The 24,797-nt window shown below is 58.1% G+C and carries 21 protein-coding genes and 1 pseudogene; 12 read left to right on the top strand and 10 right to left on the bottom strand.

Features of this window, described 5'->3' with window-relative positions; translation table 11 throughout:
• Positions 1-11 precede the first annotated feature (11 nt).
• Genes ACP90_RS08285 through ACP90_RS08295 form a run of 3 tightly spaced genes read left to right on the top strand, consistent with a single transcriptional unit; the run spans position 12 to position 3,452 of the window.
• Positions 12-1,094, top strand: coding sequence for a tartrate dehydrogenase (locus ACP90_RS08285; RefSeq protein ID WP_062487854.1), 1,083 nt, complete (start codon positions 12-14; stop codon positions 1,092-1,094).
• Between the two features lie 8 nt (positions 1,095-1,102).
• Positions 1,103-2,173, top strand: a complete 1,071-nt coding sequence (locus ACP90_RS08290) for a tartrate dehydrogenase (protein ID WP_062487856.1) — start codon at positions 1,103-1,105, stop codon at positions 2,171-2,173.
• 7 nt (positions 2,174-2,180) lie between these two features.
• Positions 2,181-3,452, top strand: coding sequence for a glycerate kinase (locus ACP90_RS08295; RefSeq protein ID WP_286145747.1), 1,272 nt, complete (start codon positions 2,181-2,183; stop codon positions 3,450-3,452).
• 178 nt (positions 3,453-3,630) lie between these two features.
• Here ACP90_RS08295 and ACP90_RS08300 read toward each other — a convergent pair whose 3' ends face one another.
• From ACP90_RS08300 to ACP90_RS08315, 4 genes are all read right to left on the bottom strand, one after another.
• Complete coding sequence (locus tag ACP90_RS08300) at positions 3,631-4,935, bottom strand: TRAP transporter large permease (RefSeq protein WP_062487860.1); 1,305 nt, start codon at positions 4,933-4,935, stop codon at positions 3,631-3,633.
• A complete protein-coding gene (locus tag ACP90_RS08305) occupies positions 4,932-5,438 on the bottom strand; it encodes a TRAP transporter small permease (RefSeq protein WP_062487862.1) in 507 nt (168 codons plus the stop codon). Before ACP90_RS08305 ends, ACP90_RS08300 begins: the two co-directional genes overlap by 4 nt.
• A 5-nt stretch (positions 5,439-5,443) precedes the next feature.
• Positions 5,444-6,433 (bottom strand): TRAP transporter substrate-binding protein, encoded by a 990-nt coding sequence (locus ACP90_RS08310; protein WP_062487863.1) that lies wholly within the window; start codon positions 6,431-6,433, stop codon positions 5,444-5,446.
• Between the two features lie 168 nt (positions 6,434-6,601).
• Entirely contained in the window at positions 6,602-7,768 is a 1,167-nt protein-coding gene (locus ACP90_RS08315; protein WP_062487865.1) for a LysR family transcriptional regulator, read from the bottom strand.
• A 203-nt stretch (positions 7,769-7,971) separates the two neighbouring features.
• Here ACP90_RS08315 and ACP90_RS08320 point away from each other — a divergent pair, with 203 nt between their 5' ends.
• The 5 genes and pseudogenes from ACP90_RS08320 to ACP90_RS28895 form a co-directional block, all read left to right on the top strand.
• On the top strand, positions 7,972-8,706 hold the full coding sequence (locus ACP90_RS08320) for a PIG-L deacetylase family protein (protein WP_062487866.1): 735 nt from the start codon (positions 7,972-7,974) through the stop codon (positions 8,704-8,706).
• Between the two features lie 8 nt (positions 8,707-8,714).
• A complete protein-coding gene (locus ACP90_RS08325; RefSeq protein WP_062487868.1) occupies positions 8,715-9,668 on the top strand; it encodes a VOC family protein in 954 nt (317 codons plus the stop codon).
• Between the two features lie 9 nt (positions 9,669-9,677).
• Entirely contained in the window at positions 9,678-10,349 is a 672-nt protein-coding gene (locus ACP90_RS08330) for a 4-carboxy-4-hydroxy-2-oxoadipate aldolase/oxaloacetate decarboxylase (protein WP_062487870.1), read from the top strand.
• A complete protein-coding gene (locus tag ACP90_RS08335; RefSeq protein ID WP_062487872.1) occupies positions 10,342-11,430 on the top strand; it encodes a 4-oxalomesaconate tautomerase in 1,089 nt (362 codons plus the stop codon). The genes ACP90_RS08330 and ACP90_RS08335 overlap by 8 nt, the downstream gene beginning before the upstream one ends.
• 151 nt (positions 11,431-11,581) lie before the next feature.
• Positions 11,582-11,745 (top strand): annotated as a pseudogene (locus ACP90_RS28895) (integrase); the annotation flags it as partial.
• A gap of 273 nt (positions 11,746-12,018) precedes the next feature.
• Here the strand turns inward: ACP90_RS28895 and ACP90_RS08340 are convergent.
• The 6 genes from ACP90_RS08340 to ACP90_RS08365 form a co-directional block, all read right to left on the bottom strand.
• A complete protein-coding gene (locus tag ACP90_RS08340; protein WP_062487874.1) occupies positions 12,019-13,914 on the bottom strand; it encodes a sugar phosphate isomerase/epimerase and 4-hydroxyphenylpyruvate domain-containing protein in 1,896 nt (631 codons plus the stop codon).
• The gene (locus ACP90_RS08345; protein WP_062487876.1) at positions 13,911-14,774 is read right to left on the bottom strand and encodes a shikimate dehydrogenase; all 864 of its coding nucleotides are present in this window, start codon (positions 14,772-14,774) and stop codon (positions 13,911-13,913) included. The genes ACP90_RS08340 and ACP90_RS08345 overlap by 4 nt, the downstream gene beginning before the upstream one ends.
• Positions 14,771-16,291 carry a tripartite tricarboxylate transporter permease gene (locus ACP90_RS08350; protein ID WP_062487878.1) on the bottom strand — a complete coding sequence of 507 codons (1,521 nt, stop codon included), beginning with the start codon at positions 16,289-16,291 and terminating at the stop codon, positions 14,771-14,773. Before ACP90_RS08350 ends, ACP90_RS08345 begins: the two co-directional genes overlap by 4 nt.
• Positions 16,291-16,857 carry a tripartite tricarboxylate transporter TctB family protein gene (locus ACP90_RS08355; protein WP_062487880.1) on the bottom strand — a complete coding sequence of 189 codons (567 nt, stop codon included), beginning with the start codon at positions 16,855-16,857 and terminating at the stop codon, positions 16,291-16,293. The genes ACP90_RS08350 and ACP90_RS08355 overlap by 1 nt, the downstream gene beginning before the upstream one ends.
• Positions 16,858-16,960: 103 nt before the next feature.
• Positions 16,961-17,965 (bottom strand): tripartite tricarboxylate transporter substrate binding protein, encoded by a 1,005-nt coding sequence (locus ACP90_RS08360; protein ID WP_062487882.1) that lies wholly within the window; start codon positions 17,963-17,965, stop codon positions 16,961-16,963.
• Between the two features lie 121 nt (positions 17,966-18,086).
• Positions 18,087-19,013: a LysR family transcriptional regulator gene (locus ACP90_RS08365; RefSeq protein ID WP_062487884.1), complete on the bottom strand. Its 927-nt coding sequence runs from the start codon at positions 19,011-19,013 to the stop codon at positions 18,087-18,089.
• Between the two features lie 120 nt (positions 19,014-19,133).
• Between ACP90_RS08365 and ACP90_RS08370 the strand changes: the two genes are divergently transcribed.
• The 4 genes from ACP90_RS08370 to ACP90_RS08390 all read left to right on the top strand — a co-directional run bounded on the left by ACP90_RS08370 (position 19,134) and on the right by ACP90_RS08390 (position 23,965).
• Positions 19,134-20,846: an FAD-dependent oxidoreductase gene (locus ACP90_RS08370; protein WP_062487885.1), complete on the top strand. Its 1,713-nt coding sequence runs from the start codon at positions 19,134-19,136 to the stop codon at positions 20,844-20,846.
• Positions 20,836-21,657 carry a sugar phosphate isomerase/epimerase gene (locus ACP90_RS08375; protein ID WP_062487887.1) on the top strand — a complete coding sequence of 274 codons (822 nt, stop codon included), beginning with the start codon at positions 20,836-20,838 and terminating at the stop codon, positions 21,655-21,657. The genes ACP90_RS08370 and ACP90_RS08375 overlap by 11 nt, the downstream gene beginning before the upstream one ends.
• A gap of 81 nt (positions 21,658-21,738) precedes the next feature.
• Positions 21,739-22,686 carry an AEC family transporter gene (locus ACP90_RS08380; protein WP_082809699.1) on the top strand — a complete coding sequence of 316 codons (948 nt, stop codon included), beginning with the start codon at positions 21,739-21,741 and terminating at the stop codon, positions 22,684-22,686.
• Between the two features lie 1,060 nt (positions 22,687-23,746).
• Positions 23,747-23,965 (top strand): hypothetical protein, encoded by a 219-nt coding sequence (locus ACP90_RS08390; protein ID WP_062487893.1) that lies wholly within the window; start codon positions 23,747-23,749, stop codon positions 23,963-23,965.
• Positions 23,966-24,797: the final 832 nt, after the last annotated feature.

Raw genomic sequence — 24,797 nt, forward strand, 5'->3', positions numbered from 1 at the left:
TGGAGTAAATCATGAGCAAGAGAACGCACAAGATCGCCGCCATCGGCGGCGACGGGATAGGTGTGGAAGTCGTCGATGCTTGCCTGGAGGTGCTGGATGCGCTGGCCGGCCGAGACGGCAGCTTCGAATTCGAGGTCGAGAGCTTTGACTGGTCGACAGATCGCTACAAACGCACGGGCGAATTCATGCCCAAGGACGGCGCCAATCGGTTGCGGGCCTTCGATGCGATCCTCTTCGGTGCGGTCGGCGCACCCGATGTGTCCGATCACCTGACCCTCTGGGGACTGCGCCTGTCGATCTGCCAGCCGCTCGATCAGTACGCAAATGTCCGCCCAACCCGGGTCCTGCCCGGCATTCGGTCGCCCCTTCGTCATGTGAACGGCGGAGAGCTCGACTGGGTTATTGTTCGTGAGAACTCGGAAGGGGAGTATGCAGGACAGGGTGGTCGGTCCCACCCGGGCCTGCCGCTGGAAGTGGCAACGGATGTCTCGATTTTCACCCGCGCCGGTATTGAGCGTATCATGCGCTTTGCCTTCCGACTGGCGCAAAGCCGCCCACGCAAGCTGCTGACCGTAGTGACGAAATCCAACGCGCAACGGCATGGCATGGTGCTCTGGGACGAGATCGCCGCCGAAATCGCACGAGAATTTCCCGACGTAACCTGGGACAAGATGCTGGTGGACGCCATGACCGTACGCATGGTGATGAACCCGTCCTCGCTGGATACGATCGTCGCGACCAACTTGCACGCAGATATTCTTTCCGATCTTGCCGCCGCTCTTTCCGGTTCGATCGGAGTCGCGCCCACAGCGAATCTGAACCCCGAACGGGACACGCCATCGATGTTCGAGCCGATCCACGGCAGTGCCTTCGACATCACCGGCAAAGGCGTCGCCAACCCGGTGGCGACTTTCTGGACGGCCGCGATGATGCTGGAGCACCTCAACGAAAAGCCGGCAGCCGAACGGCTGATGCAAGCGGTTGAAAACGTCACCGCCGATCCATCGCTGCACACGCCCGATCTTGGCGGTAAGGCCACCACGCGCATGGTCACCGACGCAGTCATCGCTGCAATCCGCGGCCGCAACGACTAGGAAGCGCCATGAACAATCATTTGAAAATCGCAGTTATTCCTGGGGATGGCATCGGAAAGGAGGTCGTTCCGGAGGGGCTCCGCGTTCTCGAAGCCGCCGCCAAACGGCACGGCATCGGCATTGATTTCGACGAATTCGACTTCGCGTCCTGTGACTATTACGCGAAGCATGGGCAGATGATGCCCGACGACTGGAAATCCAGGATCGAAACCCACGACGCCTTGTTTTTCGGTGCGGTGGGGTGGCCCGAAACCGTTCCAGACCACGTATCGCTTTGGGGATCACTGATCCAGTTCCGCCGCCAGTTCGACCAATATATCAGCCTGCGTCCCGCCCGCCTTATGCCCGGAGTGCCTTGCCCGTTGGCGGGGCGTGCGCCCGGCGACATTGACATGTGGATCGTGCGCGAGAATACCGAAGGCGAATATTCCTCGATCGGTGGCAAGATGTTTGCCGATACCCCGCGCGAGGTGGTCCTGCAGGAGACTGTCATGAGCCGGATCGGTGTGGATCGGGTCCTGAAATACGCTTTTGAACTGGCCGCGAAGCGTCCGCGCAAGAGTCTGACCTCGGCCACCAAGTCAAACGGCATCTCGATCACCATGCCCTATTGGGACGAGCGGGTTGTGGAGATGGCCAAGGCCTTTCCGGATGTCGGTGTCGACAAGTATCACATCGATATCCTAACGGCGCATTTCGTGCTGAACCCTGACAGGTTCGACGTGGTGGTTGCCTCCAACCTGTTCGGCGACATCCTCTCCGATCTTGGCCCGGCATGTACCGGAACCATCGGCATCGCTCCGTCCGGGAACATCAATCCGGAGCGGACATTCCCCTCGCTGTTCGAGCCTGTCCACGGCTCGGCTCCCGATATCGCGGGCAAGGGAATTGCAAACCCGATCGGGCAGATCTGGGCCGGTGCCATGATGCTGGACCACCTGGGCCATAGCGAAGCCGCGTCTGACATTGTTGCTGCAATCGAACGGGTTTTGGCCGAACAAGTGCTCAGAACCCGCGATCTGGGCGGGACGGCGGATACGATAACCTGCGGCAAGGCGGTCGCCGATGCACTTTCCTGACAGGGGGGTGGCTACACGTTCCCAAGGCCGCCGGCACCGCGCCGTCCTGAAGGAACTATTCGATGTTGCTGTCGCCGCTGCGGACCCGATGCGCGTCGTACCTTCCGTGTTGCCGCCGCGCCCGAAAGGGCGCGTCGTCGTCATTGGTGCCGGCAAGGCTTCCGCCAGGATGGGCGAGGCTGTCGAGGCGGTCTGGGGGGCTTGTGAAGGCCTGATCCTGACCCGCGACGGATACACCCGGGAGCTGGAGGGGATTGAAGTCGTTTGCGCCTCGCACCCGGTCCCGGACCGTCGCGGGCGAGCCGGAACGCGGCGTCTGCTTCAGCTTCTCGATACTTGCGAAGAGGATGATTTCGTCCTGGCTCTGATCTCGGGCGGAGGCTCCGCCCTTCTGACGTGTCCGGCTGGCGATATTACCCTCGAAGAAGAGCAGGAGCTGACCCGTTCGTTGCTCGCTTCGGGTGCGCCGATCTCGCAGATGAATACCCTGCGCAAGCACCTTTCCCGTGCCAAGGGAGGTCGTCTTGCTGCTGCAGCCTGGCCTGCCCGCATGCTGTCGCTGATCATCTCCGATGTTCCGGGAGACGATCCAGCAATGGTCGCCTCCGGCCCGACGGTTGCCGATGAAACGTCACCGGAAGACGCAAGGAAGATTGCCGCGCACTGGTCGATCGGGCTCACCGCGTCGATGCATGCCGTTCTTGCCAGTCCTGCGGGCACGTGGCCTTGGGCTGTGCCCGAATTGTCGCGGGTGGAAAATGTCATGATCGCCGCACCTGCCATGTCGCTCGACGCCGCAAGGCAACATGCGGCCCGGCTGGGCATTCGGGTCAGGGTGCTCGGAGATGCGATCGAAGGCGAGGCGCGTGATGTCGCAGCCGATCACGCGAAGACGGCACTCGAAGAACTTGCCGTCCTTGCGCCGGGCGAGACGTCCTTGCTGCTTTCGGGAGGCGAATGCACGGTCTCTAGGCGCGGCCGAGGAACCGGAGGACCGAACGCCGAATTCTGCCTCGCACTCGCCTGCGCGTTGGAAGGCGCGAAGGGCATCTCGGCCATTGCCTGCGATACGGACGGTGTCGACGGTGCAGCGGAGGTCGCCGGTGCGATGATCGACGAAACAACGCCAGCCCGTGCCCGGACACTGGGAGTGTCAATGCACGCAGCACTCGACCAGAATGACAGCCATTCCTTCTTTGCAGCGCTAGGCGACCAGGTTATTTCAGGCCCAACCCTGACGAACGTCAACGACTTCCGGGCAATTCTTGTTTCGCGATGACCTGCCGTCGCCAAATGTCGCCTTTGCCTTCCCTCTTTGGTCGTTCGCATGCAGCAAAATGCCATCTGGTTGCGGGCGCCTTCAAGTTGATGCTCGGTTGCTTCTTGCAAGAAGTAGAAGTCTTTTCCCGTTATGCTCCGAGTTAACTTGCTGTTTTCCCTGCCGATGTGCGGGTCGGTTATCCGAACATGCTGTTTGGCAAAAGCAATGCAATCTGCGGAAAGCAAACGATCAGCAACAGGCAGAGGATCATCGCCAGCAGAAAGGGAGCAACGCCCTTGAAGATCGTTGCCATGGGCACATCCCGGGCAACACTGCGGATGACGAAGACGTTGAGGCCCACTGGCGGCGTGATCATGCCCATCTCTATGACGATCACTGCGACAACGCCGAACCAGATCGGATCGAAGCCCTGCTGCAGCACGATGGGAAAGAAGATCGGCAGCGTGATCACCAGCATGGCAAGGCCGTCCAGGAACATGCCGAGCACCACGTAGCACATCAGGATCAGAAACAGCGTTCCATAGGGACCAAAGCCGAGCACGGTCAGGAGATCGGAGAAGGCGACCGGCAATTTGGTGACGGCGAGCAGTGGATTGAGCACATTGGCGCCGATGACGATCATGTAGAGCATCGCCGAGGTCTGTACGGTTTCCAGGACTGCGCCTGTGAATGTCTTGAGCGTGAGCGCCCCTGTGGCAAGGGCGATCAGGATTACGAGCCCGGCGCCGATGGCTGAGGCTTCTACGGGGGTGAAAACCCCGGCATAGATTCCACCAATGGAGAGCACCATGACAGCGATGAGCGGCAGCGCGGCACTGAGAATGCGCAAGCGGTCGGAAAAGGCCATCGGATCGCCTGGGCGGCCTGCCTCCGGCTTTCTCAGCACAGTCAGCCAGACGGCCGCCATGAATAGAGCGGTCATCAGGAGGCCCGGCAGAATGCCAGCCATGAAGAGGCGGCCGATCGATTCCTCCGTCAGGATGGCATAGAGCACGAAGCCTGTAGAGGGCGGTATGAGGAAACCGAGCGTGCCACCGGCAGCAATCGAACCGGTGGAGAGACCGTCTGCATAGCCAAGGCGGCGCATTTCCGGCAGGGCGACTTTACCGATCGTGACGGCGGTCGCCACCGACGAGCCGCTAACTGCGGAAAAGGCTGCGCAGCCGAGCACGGAGGCAGACGCGAGCCCGCCACGGAACCGTCCGACCCAGGCATAGGCGGCATCGTAAAGCCCGCGACTGAAGCCAGCCGCGGAAGCGACATTGCCGAGGAGGACGAACATCGGCACAACTATCAGCGAATAGTTGGTGACCGAGGAGTAGGTCTCTGTGACCAGAACGGCACCGGCGGTGCGAAACCCTCCCTGAAGGGCCATCCCGAAATAGCCGACAATCAGCATGGCAAACGCAACCGGCGTGCGGAAGATCATCAGGCCGAAAAGGGCGACGAAGGCCAGGACACCAAGCGTCAGATCCGTCATTTCATTTCCTCACCCGTCATCAGAATGACGACGATCTGGAGAACCATCACGAAAACACAGAGGCCCATGCCTGCGACCATCATCCCGTAGAAGGGCCAGATCGGCAGGGAGAGCATGTTGGTGACATCCTCGAACTCGCGCGCATCAAGCAGTTTCAGCCAGGAGCGGTAGACCAGTACGGAGAGCACGAAGGTGCTGACACATCTTGAGAAGAGGTCGCCGGAGAAACGGCCTGCACGTCCGATGGCACTGTCGAAGACATCCGCACGCACATGCCCGTTGCGATCCGTGCACCAGGGTAGCGCCAGCATGACGATGGCGACTGCAACCAGTTGCACGATCTCGTTGATGCCGAGGATCGGGCTCTGAGCCACGTAGCGCAGCAATACTGCCACGAAGACAAGACCGACCAGGAAGAGCAGGAACAGACCGGCGAGCGCAGCGAGGGCCAGAGTGGCCCGGTCGACAAGTGCCGGCCAGGCCTTTTTGGAAATGGGAGACATTGCCGTTACTGCGCCTGCAGTGCGGAGACGACATCACCGGCGGCAATACCGCTGGCGGTGGCTTCTTCGATAGCCTTGGCACGAGCCTCGTCGGCGAGCGCGTTGAAGGCAGCAGCCTCTTCGTCGGACAGGCGAATGACCTGCTTGCCATCCATCTCGGCAAAGGCGTCGATGCCCTTGTGAGCCGCGGCCAGCTGTACCGCGTTCGCGGTCACGGAAATCTCCTTGCCGATCTCCTCGACAGCCGCCTTCTGTTCATCGTTCAGGGAGGCGAAACTGTCGCGGTTCATGACGATGAAGAAGGGGGAAATGGTCGTATCGAAGCCAACAGTGAGATACTTGGAGACTTCCCCAAGCTTGAAGGCCTTGGTGCCGGTCCCGTCAATGAGTGCTCCATCGATAACCCCCGTCTGCAGCGCATTGTAGATCTCCGGAACCGGCATCGAGACAGGCGTTGCACCCCAGGCCTCGACCAGCAGACCCGCGTTGCGTGAAGGCACACGGATCTTCAGACCCTTGACATCGTCTGGTGTGCGCACCGGCTTTTCGCGGGTGTAGAGCACGTTGTCGGCATTGGACCAGAGGCTGACGAGAACGGCGCGTTTGAATTCGGGCTTGAAGAGAGCGATGTTCTTCCAGATGACTTCCGTGCCGGTCTCTTCGTCGATGACGCCGGGAAGTTCGGTCAGCAGCGTCACCGGGAACTGGGAGGCGGTATAGCCAGGCAGGCCGACCGCAAAATCCGCTACACCGTCCACGGCGCGGGAGAATTGCTCAACCGGACCCGGACCGAGTTCACCACCAGCATAGATGTGAACGGTGATCTCGTTGTTGGTGGCGGCAGCCAGCTTCTCGGCAAAGGGCTCGAAGGCGCCTGCCTGGTAGGGGTTGGCCGGCGGCATGAAATTGGCGAATTTCAGCTCGTTCGCCTGGGAGGCGTTTGCAAAAAGGCCGAGTGCCAGCGCAGCCCCGGTAAGTGCCTTGGATATTTTCATGGACGGATCCTCCCGTTGAGCGTTTCCGGAACCGCAAGGGGTTCCTGATCGCTCTTTCCTTCTCACCGGAGAGGTCTGTGCACCATTTGAAAGCAGTCCCGCCGCCATCAGTTTTTGCTATAGTCGAAAGATTATGCAGCTAGCATCGATAGAATTTCACTTTTGTTTTCAGTGGTCGTAGCGATGCAGGAGCGCCAGGAGCGCTTTCTGGCTGGCCGTCGGCTCCCAGCCTGTGCGAGTGGTGATGCCGATGGGACGGGAAGTGTCCGGCAGCTGGAACGGCAAGGCGACGATGCGGCCCGCCGCGATTTCCCGGCCTGCCTGGAGGCTGGAGACACAGGCAAGATGATCGCTCAACGCCAGCAACTCCCTGGCAAAGATCATCGAGCCACTTTCCACGACACTTTCCGGCAACTGGCCGCCATTCTCCTTGAACAGGCGATCGAAGTGGCCGCGGGTCGGCGTGCCTCGGGCGGCAACGACCCAGGGCCAGGACCTTAGGTCGTCAACGATAAGGCCCCTTCTGCCGGCCAGCGGATGATCCTTGCGAGCCATCACCGTCAGACTGTCATTGAAGAGCGCGCTTTGTTCGACGTCTTCGATCGGCAGCGGATTGCGCAGGGCGCCGACGAGAAAATCGACAGCACCGCGCCGCAATTCCCGGATCAGCTCATCATAGGGCCCGTCCAGGACTTGCAGCTCGATCCGCGGCCAGTCCTTTCGGAAGGCGGCTACCACCGATGGCAGGATATAAGCACGTGACAAGGGCATGGCGCCGATGACTATACGCCCGCTTTCCCGACCCTTCAGTTCCGACATTTCCATCGCGGCCTGGGCGAGCTCAGCGAACATCAGATCGGCCGCGCGGGCGAGGCTCTGTCCTGAACGGCTCGGCACGATTCCGCTCGATGTGCGCTCCAGAAGCGGTTTCAGAGCCTCCTTCTCAAGCTGACTTACAGCCCGGTGCACAGTCGGCTGGGCAATGCCAAGCCGCCGCGCGGCAAGGGTAAAGTTGGCGCAATCGCAAACGGCGACGAAGGCCCGGAGCTGGGCTGCGGTGGCAGTTACCTGCAAACGGGGAGCAGTCGCCAGAAAACTGGCGTCGATGAGGCCAAGCGCTCGTTCAACCCGGCGTCCGAACACCTTGCCGACCTGGGAGACGAACACGCCATGAGCCGATCGCTGGAAGAGTGCCGTTTCCAGCAAGTCCTCCAGCTTGTTGATGGCCTGAGTTACCGCCGGTTGTGACAGGCGGCATTCCTCCGCGGCCTTCGTGATGGATGAGTTGCGCGATGCGGACAGAAAAACGCGCAGATGACGGAGATTGAATTCCAACGTTTTCTCCTGTCGGTGTCTCGCGGGTATCTTTGTTACGCACTGTGCAAGCGCAACGATCCTGCCTCATAGACTGCCAGCAGAGAAGCTTTGACGGAAGACCTTATAGCCAAAACTTATGAGGCGTTGCGTCCCTTTGAATTGGCCTTCTGCGGGAAGAGACGGGAATATCCGGCCAAGTAACAATTACAGGGAAACCGGATATGCCAGCTTCCAAGACTGCACTTGTCATCAGCGCCCATGCAGCTGACTTCGTCTGGCGTTGTGGCGGCGCCATCGCGCTGCATGGCGAGCTCGGCTACGACGTCACCGTGCTCTGCCTGTCATTCGGTGAGCGCGGGGAAAGCGCAAAGCTCTGGAAGCAGGAAGGAATGACACTCGACCGCGTCAAGGACGTGCGCCGCAAGGAGGCGGAAACCGCAGCCGAAAAACTCGGCGTGCATGATCTCGTTTGCCTTGATCTAGGTGACTACCCGCTCGAACTGACACGGGAAGACAAGGCCTGCGTTGTCGATGTTATCCGCAAGGTTCAACCGAGCTTCATGCTGAGCCACTCGCAATATGACCCCTACAACACCGATCACATGTACGCGACCCAGGTCGCACTTGAATGCCGGATGATCGCACAGGCCTGGGGCCACAACCCGGGTGAAAAAGTGCTCGGTGCGCCGCAGCTTTACCTCTTTGAACCGCACCAGACGGAGCAGATGGGCTGGAAGCCGGACACGTTCCTGGACATCACATCCGTCTGGGAAAAGAAGCGTGCGGCCATCGAAAGCATGGCTGGCCAGGAACATCTCTGGGACTATTACACCCGCGTCGCGATCAACCGAGCCAACCATTTCAAACGCAATTCCGGCGGCCAGTCAGGTGGCCGGGACTGCAAATATGCGGAAGGCTTTCAGTCGATCTTTCCGCGCACCGTAGACGAACTCTGAGGTCTCCAATGCCGGATCATTGCAATGATGTCGCCCATCTGGGCCATCTCGAGATGTACACCGACCGCTATGAGGAAAGCCTAGCCTTCTTCACCGATGTCTACGGCCTGACGCTTTCCGGTGAGGACGAGACATCCGCTTACTTGAGGGCCTGGGACGACTACGAATTCCATTCGCTGAAGCTGACGCGTCACACGACCACGGGCATCGGTCACGTGGCTTATCGTGCTGCCTCACCGGAGGCGCTCAACCGGCGTGTCCGTGCTATCGAGGGCTCTGGCTACAAGGTGCACGGCTGGGTGCCCGGTGATCTTGGCCATGGCCGCGCTTTCCGCTTCGAGGACCCGTTTGGCCACGTGTTCGAAATCTACTACGAAACCAAATGGTTCAAGCCACAACAGGATACAGAGAAGGCGGCACTCAAGAACACTGCCTCCGCCTTTACCGGCGCAGCGCCGCGACGACTTGATCACCTCAACCTGCTGTCCGAAGACGTCAGCGAGTTCCGCCAGTTCATGGAAACCTGCCTTGGCAGCCGGGTGACGGAATATATCCAGCTCGACAATGGCCGGATCGGCGGCTGCTGGTTCACGGTCAACAACAAGACTTACGACCTTGCTTGCACGGAAGAACATGGCGGCGGTGCCGGGCGGCTGCATCACGTTACATATGCGACCGACCAGCGTGAAGACATTCTGCGGGCCGCCGATATCTTCCTTCAGAACGGCGTTCATATCGAAACCGGGCCGCACAAACATGCGATCCAGGGCACCTTCTTCCTCTATGTCTGGGAACCGGCCGGCAATCGGGTCGAGCTTGCCAATGCTGGCGCTCGGCTGATCCTCGCACCCGACTGGGAACCGGTCTGCTGGACAGAGGCGGACCGTAAAAAAGGACAGGCTTGGGGTCTGAAGACCATCGAAACCTTCCACACCCACGGCACACCGCCGACCAGGAAATAGGATTTCGTCATGGGTATCGTCCGAACCAATATCCAACGTGCCGATGGCGCGGTGATCAAGGCTCTCGGTGCGGCAGGCGTTGCGACCGTGCACGAGGCCCAGGGACGCATCGGGTGTCTTGCCAGTTACATGCGCCCCATTTACCGGGGTGCCCGAATTGCAGGCTCTGCCGTTACCATTTCCGCGCCTCCGGGCGACAACTGGATGCTGCACGTCGCCATCGAACAGCTGAGCGAGGGTGACATCCTGGTGCTGGCTCCAACCAGTCCTTGCGATAACGGCTATTTCGGTGATCTCCTGGCAACCTCGGCCATGGCACGGGGCTGCCGAGGGCTGGTGATCGATGCCGGCGTACGCGATGTAGCCGATCTGGCGGAGATGGGCTTTCCCGTCTGGTCGAAGTCGATCTCGGCGCAAGGAACGGTCAAGGAAACTCTAGGTTCAGTGAACGTGCCCATCGTTTGTGCCGGACAGGCGATCGATGCCGGCGATGTCATCGTCGCCGATGAGGACGGCGTCTGTGTTGTGCGCCGAGAGGACTCGGAAATCGTTCTCGCCGCCGCCGAAAAGCGTCTTGCAGCCGAAGAAGCCAAGCGAAAGCGGCTTGCGGCAGGGGAACTTGGGCTAGATATCTATGACATGCGTCCCCGGCTTGCGGAGAAGGGCCTGAAATATGTCTGAAGCTTTCGAAATCGACGGCATTCCCTGTCTCTGGATGCGTGGTGGCACTTCGAAGGGGGCCTTTTTTCTGGCGTCCGACCTGCCCTCCGACCCTCAGGAACGCGATGCACTTCTGCTTCGTATCATGGGCTCGCCCGACCCGGTCCAGATCGACGGCATAGGCGGTGCCGATCCGCTGACCTCGAAGGCGGCCATTGTCAGTGCGCCGACACGCGATGATGCGGATATCGACTATCTGTTTCTACAGGTTTTCGTGGACCGGGCAGTCGTCACCGATGCGCAAGCGTGCGGTAACATCCTGGCAGCCGTTGCCCCCTTCGCGATCGAACGCGGCTTGGTAAAGGCGGAAGACGGTGAAACGCCGGTCCGTATCCATATGGTGAATTCTGGCGAGACGGCGGTTGCCCGAGTGACAACGCCTGGCGGCCGCGTCAGCTATGCAGGGTCAACGTCGATTGCCGGTGTCCCCGGCCATCACGCGCCGGTACCAATGTTTTTCCAGAACATTGCCGGCGCCCTGTGCGGCGCTCTGCTGCCGACAGGAAACGAGACCGACACTATCGATGGGGTCGAAGTCACGCTGATCGACAACGGCATGCCTTGCGTAATCCTCCGCGCCTCCGATTTCGGCCTGACGGGAACTGAAAGCCGTGAGGATATCGACGGCAACGAGGCGCTGAAGGCCCGCATCGAGGCAATCCGCCTGAAGGCCGGACCCTTGATGAACCTCGACGATGTCACCGATAAATCCGTGCCGAAAATGACTTTGGTCTCACCTCCGATGGGGGGAGGGACGATCTCGACCCGCAGCCTCATTCCGCATCGATGCCATGCCTCCATCGGCGTTTTTGGTGCCGTGACGGCAGCCACTGCCTGCACGCTTGCAACCGGCCCGGCCGCAGACTGTGCCAGGCTGCCGAACGACGGCGTTTTCAAGGTTGAGCATCCGAGCGGTGCCGCGGAAGTGCTGATCGAACAGAATGCCTCCGGTGGCGTCACCGGAGCCGGCGTCATGCGAACCGCGAGAAAGCTCTTTGACGGTCGCGTGTTTCCTGCCTGCAAGGCTAAATCACTGGTGTGAAAGAAAAATAATGTTGAGCATCGGTTAAGTTTGAAGATGCAGAAAGACAGGCTTCACTGCACCGGGCGCGATCGCAGGGATTTCGCTATCGGTCCCCACGTTGAACTCAAGTGTTCTCCAGATGACCAACGGTGGTTAAGGGAGAATGGAGATGGGTACTGCACAATTTGATCCGCATGCAATGGGGCGCTCAGCTTGGAATGCCGGTCGAAAGGACGGCGTCACAAGCCGTTGAAACAACGCCAGATCTGGGCAATCCGCTTCTTTCTCGATCGGGAGGGATGCCTGAGAGATCGTGCATTGTTTGATCTTGCGACCGGCAACATGCGCGCAATCACAAACCTTCGGCATGATCTTTAGATCTGCCGTTCATTGTGTGACTCATAAAAGTCCGTATGGGCGGGAAGCGGTCGTTCGCTGCGGCCGAAACGAACGATCAAAATGGGGCCGGTTGCGGACGGTCTGCTTCCAGTGATCGATACTGCGAGTCACGACATTAAATAGTCGTTTGAATCCGGAGAAGAAACCGAGGTTTCCTAATGACAAGCCAGAACGCTAAGCGGCGACCGGTTTCCCTTCAACGGGAGCTTATCGCTTCGGCATTCCCTTTGCCCGGATGTGACGTTTCTGGGCGGCGATGCGGAACTGGGCATTGGCGGCGCCGTAACCCCTGTAGTCTCCACGCCTTTCGACGATCTCGAAGAAAAAGCCTTCACCAAAAAACGGGCTGTAGAGCTGGAAATATTCTCCGCCCCTGTCATCCCGATCGTAAAGAATGCCGTAGGTTATCAGAGCCTCGAGAAAGTCTTCCTCCAATCCGAACCTGGCATCGAGATCGTCGTAATAATTCGGTGAAATGGTCAGAGGTTTGAAGCCGTTTCTGAAGAGCGTTGCCGCTGAAGCGAAAATGTCGCTGCTCTCGAAAGCAAGATGCTGAACTGCAGATCCGAAATTCTCCATCAGGAAGTGGCCAGCCAGGGTCTTGTAGTTTTCAGCACCGTTGAGCGTGATGCGGAAGGTTCCTTCCTGGTTTTCTACCGCCTGACTGCGCACCAGACCCGCGGGATCTATCACATCGACCATTGGCGTTTTGCCGGTCTTGAAGATCGACGTGTAGAAGAGCAACCAGGTCAGCATCTCGTCATACGCCATGGTTTCGGCGACATGGTCGATCCGCGTCAGGCCTGCATCTTCAGGGCTGAGTTCGTCTACATCCGCGCGAAACTCAATCTCCCAGACCTTGGCGAGTTCGCTCTTGCGGTCAATGAAATGCATGACGCCGCCGCCGAGGCCCCGGATTGCGGGGATGTTCAGTTCTCCCGGCCCGACAGGTTGTTCGAACGGCTCCGCTCCCAGGGCCCGGGCACGCTCGACGGTGGCCTGGGCGTCTTCAACCTTTAGGCCGATGTCGCAGACATTCGTGCCATGCATGAGATATGAGGAATGTGCGAACCCCTCCTGCTCGGTGTTGATGACGATATTGATGGCGCCCTGGCGCCATAACTCGACCTTCTTCGAAATATGGCGCCCGGCGCGTCTGAACCCGAGCGTATGCAACACGCTGCCAAGAGCTTTCGCCTCTGTTGCATTGGCCGCGAATTCGATGAACTCGATCCCGTCCACGGCGATACGGTCGGGCATTTCAGGAACTTCAATCCTGACTTCAGGTTCGATCCTTTTTACCTGATCCATCAGGAAGACAAGGGACCTGTGCCCGTCTACCGAGATCGATCTCGCCGAACCGCTTCTGAACTGGTCGTTGAAGATCTCGAGCGACAGGACCCCATCATAACCTGTCGCCGAAACGGCTCGCATGAAACCGGTGACGTCAAGCTCTCCTTCGCCCGGCATATTCCTGAAGTGCCGGCTCCAGTAGAGCAGGTCCATATCGAAACGCGGCGCATCCGCCAGCTGGACGAAGAAAATCTTGTCTCCCGGGATCCTTCGTATTGTCTCCGGATCGACCTTTCTTGCGAGCGTATGAAAACTGTCCAGGATCAGGCCGACATTCGGATGATCGGCGCGGCGAACAATCTCCCAGGCATCCCGGTGGTCGCTGACATGCCTGCCCCAGGCAAGAGCCTCATAGCCGATGCGAATGCCCCGCCTAGCGGCCCGTTCTCCTAGCACCCGGAAATCATCCGCAGCCCGATCTATGCCACCAAGCGAAATCGGCGATACGTTCGAACAAATGAGGACCAGGTCTGTTCCCAGTTCCTGCATAAGGTCGAATTTGCGTTCTGCACGGTCGAAGGCCCGCTTGCGCTGCGGTTCCGGCATTCCCTCGAAATCGCGGAACGGCTGAAACAGGGAGATTTCCAGTCCGTGATCGCGCACCATCCGGCCGACTTCGCGCGGACTGGCATCATAGGCCAGGAAATCATTCTCGAAGATCTCGACACCGTCGAAGCCGGCGGCGGCGATGGCTGCGAGTTTCTCTTTGAGGTCTCCGGAAATGGAAACGGTGGCAATCGCGGTTTTCATGCGGCCTCTCCGATGTCAAGCAAGCCGCGCCGGAGCGCGGCTTCATCCACCGGAAGATTTGAGAAGTGCTTCCACGCATGAACGCCCTGGTAGAAGAACAGCTCCCAGCCGGAAATGATCGACAATCCCGCAGTTGCCGCATCAGTCAGGAATTGCGTTTCCGTTGGCGTATAAACCGCATCGAAAGCCCACTCGGCGCCTTGCATGAACTCTCGCTGCAGGGGCGTTCCATCGTGACCGACCATTCCGACAGGCGTGCAGTTGATGAGGCCTTTGGCACCTGCGGCGGCTTTGCTTGGATCGACCCAGATCGAAACGTTCATATCGGGTGCGACGGCTTCCAACGCCTCCGCTAGGGCTTCGGCCTTCGCAGGGTCGCGATCGACCAGCCGCAATTCCAGCGCCCCAAGCGCCACCAGAGCGAAGGCGACCGCCCGCCCGACTCCACCGGTTCCTATCATCAGGACTGAACCGGTCGCCTTTGGTCCGCGCATCTGCCCGTAGGCCTCCATGAAGCCGGAATAGTCCGTATTGTGGCCGTGGGGCATTTCTCCTTCAAAGATCACCGTGTTGACCGCGCCAATGGCCCTGACAAGCGGATTATCGATCCTTACGAGTGATGCGGCACGCTCCTTGTAAGGATAGGTGACGTTGATACCGCGATAATTTTCGTGTGTGCATCGGTCGAACACCTCTTCGAACTCAAGGCCGAGATCGATTGGCACAAGCCGGTCATAGGTTACTTCGACACCGTTCTGTTCGCCGGCAAGACGATGAAGCAACGGAGATTTGGAGCGGACAATGTTGTCTCCGATCAAACCGAGCTTCAGCCGATCAGGTGTATCCGGTTTGCTTGTCATTGCCGGGCATCCTTTGCTTTCGGAGCGAAGAGAAGAGCCTTCCCTCTCGCCCACAGTGGCGTCTGCGAAACGAAAATGAGGATCACGGAGACGAAGAGGACGAGCGAGAGCGGGCTTGTCAGCACGCCTTCAAAGAAGCGCCAGAGGTCTTCGCGTTCCGAGATGATGGCCCGGCGCCAGTTGTCATCCAGCAGTCGCGACAGGATCACACCGAGGATGACCGGACCGAGCGGGTAACCGTAATGGCGCATGAAATAGCCGAACAGACCGAAGCCGAGCATCCAGTAGACGTCCGTGATCGAGTTGTTGACTGCATAGGCGCCTACGATCGACAAGAGCATGATTAGCGGGATCAGCACCGAACGGGGCATTTCCACGATCTTCGTGAAAAGCCTGATGCCGGTTAGCCCGAAAAGCAGCATGAAGAAGTTTGCCGTCACGAGTGCTCCGACGATGAACCAGAACATGTCTGGCTTATCGATCATCAGCATGGGACCCGGGTTGAGGCCGTGGATGAACAACGCGCCGATCATGATCGCGGTCACTGCATCCCCGGGGATACCAAGCGTCATCATGGGGATGAAGGCTCCGCCGACGGCGGCATTGTTCGCAGTCTCTGGTGCAACAAGACCTTCCATGGCGCCTTCACCAAACGGATGATCGGGATTCTTGGTAACCCGCTTGGCATGGTCGTAGGCCATAAGCGCAGCGATATCACCACCTGTTCCAGGCAGGGCGCCGATGACAACCCCGATTGCGGAAGTCTGTAGCGACAGCGGCAGATGTTTTTTGACGGTACTGAGGGAAGGAACGATCCGGCTAATTTTCTGACGCACGGAATCCTTGTCAACGTGGTGCAGTTGCAGCAGGGCTTCGGAGACACCAAACATGCCGATCATCACCGCGATGAAGGATATGCCGCCTTCCAGCAGACCAAAATCGAAGGTGAAGCGCTCCGTGAAGGTCAGCGGATCACGTCCGACGGCACCAATTGCGATGCCAAGAGCGCCTGCGAAAATGCCCTTGACGAGACTTCCTTGAGACAAGGAACCGACCAGCAGGATTCCGAGGACAGCCAGAAGCATGTAATCCCGCGGCTGGAATTTGAGCGCAAAGTCGGAAACCAGGGGAGCTCCGAGCGCGAGAACCGCGATGCCGACGAAACCGCCGATAAACGACATGACCGTTGTAACGCCGATTGCTGTCCCGGCTTCTCCACGTTGGGCCATGGGATAACCGTCCAGTGCCGTTGCGATTGCTGACGGTGCTCCCGGAATGTTCAGAAGGATTGCCGTGCGCGATCCCCCGTAAACTCCACCCATATAGATGCCGATCATCAAAGATATCGCCGGATAGACATCCCAGGAGAAGGTGAACGAAATCAGGATGGAGACCGCCATAGTAACGGACAGGCCCGGAATTGCGCCGACATAGACACCCGCGAAGGTGCCGAGGCCGACAAGAAGCAACAGTTCGGGCTGCGTGAAGACGGTCAGAAAGTCCATCAGAGCTTGCATCACGCACCTCCACCATTGAAAAGATTTCGAAAGATCTGGATGAACTCGGCTTCCGGGACGATCCCGGCCGGCATCAGAACGGTAAAGACAATCCGGAAGACCAGCCAGATCATGACGAGGCTTCCGATGGAAACCAGAAGCGTCCAACCCCAGCTTCTCCTCGAAAGGATCTTTATCGCTGCGATAAGGAAGAGGGCTGACGTTGGGATGAAGCCCAGAGGCTTCAAGAGCAGGCCGTAGGCAACGAGCAACCCGGCGAAAATCACCACAACACCCGGCAAGATGTCTTTGGAGAGGCTTTCGTGAGGCTCGACGGGCAGTCTTGCTGTCTTGAGAACCACAATCAATGCGGCGACGACCATGACGAAAGTTGTTGCCATGGGAACAGTGCCGGGAGAGGACAAGGCCTCGAAACCAGATATTCCGTAGGCGCTCCACAACAAGGTGAGACTGGCAAGCAACATCACTGCGCCGAACGCCAGTTCGCCGGGTCGACGGCAGACCTCATAGCCGCCTGGTGTCGCGTCGGATGTACCATCGTGATGTTCCGGGTCGATATGTTGCATGGCATCCTCCCTAGAGCCCTGCGGAAAAGAAAAGGCGCCGCGCTTCTCATCTGAAGTGCGGCGCCGACTGTCTTGGGACGGTCAGTTCAACCGCCGTCAGGCCTTATTGACCGGGGCGCTTGATGCCAAACTCTTCCGGGGAAGCCTTGGTCAGACCTGCATCCTGAAGAAGCCAGGTCGTACCCTGCTGCCACTTTGCGAGAAACTCCTCGGCTTCCGCGCCGGAGATCCCCATCATCTTGAAGCCGCGATTATCCATCAGCTCAACGAATTCCGGGTTCTTTGCGCCCTCTGCATATGCCGCGGAAAGCTTTGCAACCACATCGTCCGGCGTACCGTTAGCAACGAAAACGCCGAAGAACGGTCCCCAGGGCAGGTAGGTTTCGTAGCCTGCGTTAAAGGAAGTCACGATCGGCACTTCCGGCAATTTTTCATTCTGGGCGACATCGAAGATCGCAAGCGGCTTCATGTTGCCGGCGCGAATGCCTTCAATGGCGGCGCCAAGCACCGCGGGCATAACGTCGATCGCACCACCCTGAAGGGCTGTCAGTGCCGGTCCGTCACCGTCATAGGGGACGGAAATCACGTCCAGCTTGCCCTCGACCGTATTCATCATGGCCGTCACAACGGATGGCAGACCGCCGGGACCGGTCGCCCCAACTCGCAATTCGCCCGGGTTTTCCTTGATGTAGGCCATCATCCCGGCATAATCGTCGAAGGGCGCGTCCTTGTTGGCAACAAGAATTGGTGTTCCGCGCGCCAGCAAGTTGATCGGAACGAAATCCGAATAGTCCTTGTCACCGAGACCCATCACTTTGTAGAGCAGCGGGTTTTCGGCACCCATGAGCAGGGTGTAGCCATCAGCCGCCTGACCTGCGACGTAGTTCAGGGCAATGGCACCGACGCCACCGGTCATGTTCTGCATGACAACGGTACCGCCGAGCGCCTCCTCGGCGTGCGGCGTAACAGAGCGCATGACGGTGTCCGTCGATCCGCCGGCGCCCCACTGGATAACCCCTTGGATTTCCTTCGACGGAAAATCGGCAGCAAAGGTGGATGTCGTCGCAAAAACAAGCGCAGAAACCGCGCTGATAACAAGCTTTCTCATTAGGCTCCTCCCAAGGTGAGACTTTCAAACGGTTCGGTTTCAATTGCCGTTTGCTGAACTTACCTTGCGGGAGATATAGACTAACGTCAAATATCAAATTCTCGAATAGAATAACATAATGTTATTTTTGAACGGTGCGGTCATTCCAGTGCAGATGCGCCTCCGCCAACTCCTTGCGAAACTGCTTTATCCCGAATTCGGCGAAATTGGACAGCACTCGACCCTTCTTTCGAACGACGTAGATGGTGACGCTGATGTCTTCGACGAGCGGCTTGCGGATCAGTCCAGGCATGTAGACCTCGGCGACGGAAAACTCGTCAATCAGCGCAACGCCAAGCCCATGCCGAACCAGGCTCACTACGGTCTGCGCAAAACGTCCACGCATACTGTGTTTGAGCTGAATACCCGCATCGACAAAGGGTTTGGCAACAATTGCACCGTAGGGGTCGCTCGGATCCACGCCAATGAGCGGTTCGTCCTTGATATCGTGGACCGATATCCGGTCCCTGTCGGAAAGAGGATGCCCCTCAGGCAGGATAGCTACGATCCGCCCACGTGCGATCTCTTCGCTTTCGACGCCCGGATTGCGTGCAGGTGAGCTCATGATGACGAATTCACCGCGGTCAAGCAGAAGGTAGTCGAGTGTTTCCTCGATCTTGAGGATGTTGAGGTCGATGAATAGATCCGGATATCGCTTGCGCATGGTGCGTATGGCTCGGGCAGCGATGAATTGCGCTACCGAGGGGGCTGAGGCGAAGGACAGCCGCACGTCGACGCCTTTCTGGAGCGACTCCAGCGCGGACTGGAGATTTTCCACCCCCCTGTAGACCTGGCCGATTTGATCAAAGACGGCACCAGCCTCGAGAGAAGGGACGAACAGACCAGCCTGGCGCTCGAACAACCGGATCCCCAGAGACTCTTCCGTGTGCTTGATTAGACGGCTTATGCCGGGCGCAGACACGCCAAGGTGCTCCGCGGCGCCATTTATCGTTCCACGCAGCATGACCGCCCGGATGACTTCGATCTGCCTGAGAGTAATTTCCCTCATGTCACATCTCCCCTCTCGAGGCCAAATCTAACATGATGTTATCTACGGAGTAATATCGGTAATTGACGTTAACAGGAGTTATTTGATTTTTTCTTCGTCTCATCGCAGGCGAGAAGAAATATGACCCACGCAGGTATTCCTCGGGAAAGCTCCGACCCTGACTTGATCGTGATCGGTTCAGGGGCTGCAGGAATGGCTTGTGCCGTCACCGCAGCTTCTTATGGTTTGCGCGTCGCTCTTCTTGAAAAAGCCGATGTGATCGGGGGGACAACAGCCTGGTCCGGGGGGTGGATCTGGGCGCCGCGCAATCCGGTTGTTATTCGGGCAGGCAAGATCGAACCGGAAGATGCTCCGTTTGCCTATCTGAAGTCACTCATGGGCAATCATTTCGATGAGAAGCGGGTGAAATCGTTCCTTATGGCTGCTCCGGAGATGGTCGCTTTTTTCGAGAAGAGAACAGCACTGCAATTTGAGCCGGGATTGGCCATTCCGGACACTTACGGTCATCTGCCCGGCGCAGGAACCGGTGGTCGTTCGGTCATTGCGAAACCGTTTGACGGGCGGAAACTCGGCAAGAAGATTTCACTTCTGCGAAGGCCGCCGAAAGAGACCACCTTCTTCGGCATGACAATCCAGTCAGGACCGGATTTGCGGGCGTTCATGACTGTGACGAGATCCGTAAGATCATTTGTCCATGTAGGCCGGCGAACACTTCGTCATTTCTTGGATCTTGCCGTTCACGGATGTGGCATGAACCTTCGAAACGGGAATGCGCTCGCCGCACGCCTTCTGCGATCCGCCCTGGATCTTTCTGTCGATGTTCAAACGAAGGTCAACGTTGCTTCTTTGATTGTCGAAAACAATCGGGTCACGGGTGTACAGTTATCGGATGGGAAAGTCCTGCACGCGCGTTCGGGTGTCGTTTTGGCCTGTGGTGGATACCCTCATGATGCTGCTCGCCGCCAAGAAACATTTCCCCGGGATCGGGACCACAAAACGCTGGCAGTTCCCAGTGCAACGGGAGACGGACTGCGGCTCGCGGAGGATATCGGAGCGCGCGTCGATACAACGACCGCGCGCCCGGCTGCCTTCTGTCCCGTTTCGGCCGTCCCCTGGTCCGATGGCGATGAAGGTCAGTTTCCGCATATCATCGATCGGGGCAAGCCAGGACTGATCGGCGTTCTTGCAGATGGCCGACGCTTTTGCAACGAGGGGCTTGGCTACCATGATTATGTCGAAGCCTTGCTGCGTTCGATTCCGGGCGAGGCAGCAGCTGTTTCATGGCTGATCTGCGATCATCGCTTCTTGCGGCGTTTCGGGCTTGGTGTCGTCCGCCCCGCGCCGGTGCCTTACCGGCACTGGATCAGGCGGGGATACCTGAAGACCGGACAAAACATCGAAGAACTCGCGCGTGCTTGCGGGATCAACGCTGAGGGGCTTGCCGACACGGTGAAGGCATGGAACGCAGGCGCGGGAAGGGGAATGGACCCGCAGTTTCACCGCGGAACGACACCCTACATGCGCCTGCAGGGAGATCCGGAACAGCGTCCGAACCCTTGCGTGGCGCCGATCGCGAAAGCACCCTTTTATGCCGTCAAAGTGGTGCCTGGCAGTTTCGGAACTTTCGCAGGTTTGGCGACGGACGAACATGCTCGTGTATTGCGAGAGGACCGAAGCGTGATTGACGGCCTTTACGCGGTCGGCACCGATAGCGTGAGCGTCTTTGGCGGGTTTTACCCTGCTGGTGGGATCAATCTCGGACCGGCGCTGACGTTTGGATTTGTTGCCGGGCGGCACGTTGCAGCGAAATACGAGGCCTTGCATGCCTCATAAGCTCACCGTTGCCCACCTCACAGCAATCGATCTGGCTCCCCCCGCCTTTGTCGACGCAGCCGCGAAAAGCGGTTTCGAAGGGGTTGGCTTGCGCCTCATCCGCGTAACCGACGACACGCCCGGCTATCCCCTCATGGACCAGCCGCAGGACTTGCGCGAGACCAGGACCATCCTGAGGGACACCGGTCTGAAAGTCTCTGACATCGAGTTCGTCAAGATCACGCCCGATACCCGCATCGAGGCCCTGCTCCGCTTTCTCGATGTGGGGGCTGAACTTGGTGCAGGCCATGTGATTACCGCTCCCTACGATCAGGACCTGAACCGGCTGGCCGAAACACTGGATGCGTTTTCTGAGGCTGCAGGCGAACGCGGACTTGGCACCGTGCTTGAGTTTTTTCCCTGGACCTGTGTTCCCGACCTGGCGACCTGCTGGAAGGTGGCGCAAATGGCCTCTACACAGGTAGGCATACTGGTCGACAGTCTTCATTTCGACAGATCCGGAGCGGATTACACACTCTTGGAAAGCCTGCCCACTGAGCGCCTTACCTTTGCCCATCTTTGCGATGCACCCGTAAAGCCCTCCTATTCGACCGAAGAATTGTTGGTCACTGCCAGAGAAAAAAGGCTGCCGCCCGGGCTCGGCGACATCGATCTCGTCCGCTTTCTGAAGGCCTTGCCTGAAGACATTCCGCTGGCACTAGAGGTGCCGATGTCTGACGATGTGCCGATCCAGGACCCTGTCCAGAAGCTTCGGAGCATCATGGCAGCAACGCAGAGCCTGCTTGCAGTCGCGAGCGAAACCCGGAACTGATCCCGACAGGCTATCTCCAACAGCCCCGACGGAGGGGCCGAAGTTGAACCACACGGTCACCGCCCCCCCAAGAAGGTCAGCATGCTGGACATTTTTTCAATCACGGGAGTTATTTTTGTACTTATCGGCCTGGGATTTCTATCCGTCCGGTACGGCGTGTTTTCATCAGCCGAGATGGCACCTTTTGGAAGATTTGTCGTCACATTCGCTTTGCCTGCCCTGATCTTCAGGGCCGTTTCCTCCAGGCCTGTCGCGGAGATCGCAAACTTCGGCTACCTAGCGGCAGTGCTCATTGGCTCGCTTGCCGTTTTCGTCCTTGGATATATCTGGTCGCGGCAAGTTTCCGGTTCCGGGGCGACGGCAAGTACTTTCCGGGCGATGGGAATGAGCTGCTCCAACAGTGGGTTCGTCGGTTATCCGGTCTTGTTGATGGCATTGCCCGAGTTTGCGTCGACGGCCTTGGCAATGAACATGATCGTCGAGAACCTGGTCATGATACCACTCGTACTGATCATGGCCGAACGCTCCGTCGAAAGCTCCGCCGATGGTCGCCGAATGATTACCGGAATAGCTTGGAAACTGGCGCGCAATCCCATTTTGATCGCTTTGGCGCTCGGCATGTGTGTTTCCCTCTTTGCCCTACCCGTGCCACAACTCATCGCGCTACCTATTGACGTTGTCGCAAATGCGAGCGCTGCCTTGTCGCTTGTCGTGATCGGCGGCACACTCGCATCGCTGCCCCTGACCAGTCTAGATGGATCGGTCATCCCCGTCGTTGCAGGGAAACTCCTTCTGCACCCGATAGCTGTCGGGGCAAGTCTGGTGGCGCTGTCCACTCTCGGGCTTGGCGCCGGCAATGAAGGTCTGGCAGCCGCCGCCATCCTGATGGCATCAATGCCGGCTATGGGCATCTACCCGATCCTCGCACAGCGTTTCGGCGAGGAACGGGAAGCCGCCCTGGCGATGTTCGCAATGACGGTTCTCTCCTTCGTCACGATCAGCGCTGCCATGGCAGTTGTGCTTCCCTAAGGACGTTACAGGCGACATGGGTGAACTCACCAAGCGAAGGGGCTCTATCGATTTGTTGTGAGATGGCAAGCAAAGGCACAGGCTCGCAAATAACTAGCGTCCGGTTCTGGCAGTTTGTTTGAGGGATCCGGGTGTCCGATATGGGGCCGCGAAGCCGCCATTAAACCAATAGGTGTTGATCGGCAACTCCTGGCCGAGAGGAGGCAGTCTGGTTTTGGCTGTCGATTGACGAAACTTGCCATTCGCCTAGCGCCGATCAGGCGGGGGTAGAGCAAGAGCTGTTTCCGTCGATACGCGAAACTCAAACGAAACATGAACATTTGTCGCTGACAGCCCGTACTACGGAGTTTCGGAACTGTTAATCGTCAACGCAGTAGCGAATACACATTTTGATACCCCGACCCAGTCCTTCTCGCCGATGGTCACGCTTACCCTTTCACGCTAGCTCAGGGGACCGTAACAAAGAGATTTCAGCTTTTTCCGCGCTGACCAACATGCATCAGTTTCGATCGACGCGATTCATGCAACAATCTCAAGCTTTCATCGAATGCTTGGCCCAGTGTCTCTCGCTGCTCATGGTTCTGTGGCCCTGACCGCTTAACAACATGGACAAGTGTCGAATGATAGCTTTTCCGAGATGAAGAAGATCGAGCCAGAGAAGGAGAAGGGTCATGATCAACGAATTTCACCTTCAAACTTGGCGCACCCGAAAGCCACCAACTTTTTCAGAACATCGTTTCGCGGTCGGACAATTTGTCAGAATGAGGAACGACCCGCCAATGGTTTCCACGAGTCGAGGCGGATCCTTCCACATTACCGCGTTGATGCCCCGCACCGGTGACATACCGCAATACCGGACCCGCAATGATCTGGAGTTGCACGAATGTATGGTCATCCGGGACGAGCTCGAACCCGTGGGAATTTCCGAAACAACCCAGGACAACGCGCTACTAATCACGAAAACGTCTGACCTTAGATAAGGGTTTGCGCACTGCAAGGCAGAAAGCCCAGGGCCCAGCCAGTTTTAGCGGTGCGTGAATGTCTACACAGGAGACTGACAATGTCGGAAATCAAGTTGACAAAAGTTGAAGTAAGGCCCGGCGGCCAACTTCTGTATTATGTCCGAGTAAACACGGCGTTGGGAAAGGTTGAATTGCCTATTGCCATCACTGAACAAGGATCTAATGCCTTGAACGAAACGAAAGTTCTTCAGTCTTCGCTCGCGCTTGCGGAAGAATTAGAAGTCACAATCAAGTTTCAACTCGAAACGCAACTATAATCAATTCACGAAATTTGCGGTCTCTGCCATGACGGAGTGGTGAAAAAGGGCTTGATCTCACTTGCAAATAAATACGGCAAATTAGAAGTGTTTGCATAATCTGACCCACCAGGCAGCCAGGAACCGACCTTTCAATGTGCCTGTGGGAACCGCCCGCCGCCTGGAATTGTCTAAGTTCGTTTTTGTCATTTGATCCAGAGCGTCATTCGAATTCATTCCCCGCATCAAGTCTCCACCGATCGTTGCAGGAACGCCACTAAAGACATGATAGATCGTCCAAGAGCCATCTGCTTCGATCCGTTTTCCATACTCACTATGCATTGAGTCTTGTCTGGGGGCACCGCCCTCATCGTCCCAGACTGCATGCGCCCGAACCATGAAATCAAAGGGATCCGGCAAACGGGTTCGCACCAGTTTCGGGCTTGCTGCGGGAGGTGCACCGTCAGGTACCGGCCAGCAACTGCCATATGGTGCGACACCAGGCACTGTGATGAGCGTTTCTTCGTCCTGAGAGGCTTTTTGATATCTCCGCAGAACGAATTTACGGGGAACAGGATGGGAGTCTCGCCTTTGTGAACGGGTGCGCCGGTTTCTGATTTCGTTCCGCATTTAATCGTTCTCTCAAATGGCGCCACCCTCAGGAGGGATCGTATCCGTTCACAAACAAGCACGCGGCAGCCGTGCACACGACTGGTGAAACTGGCACTGTCCGCTTTATAAATTCAAACACGTAGGATTTGGATGGTAGGCTGAAACCGGGTTTATGCCAGCGGCTAAAGTCTTTGGTTTGGGGCAGCCTCTGCAGATGCATATAACACTGTGATTGCGGTTT

It is taken from the genome of Labrenzia sp. CP4, from assembly GCF_001579905.1.
Lineage (GTDB): Bacteria > Pseudomonadota > Alphaproteobacteria > Rhizobiales > Stappiaceae > Roseibium > Roseibium algicola.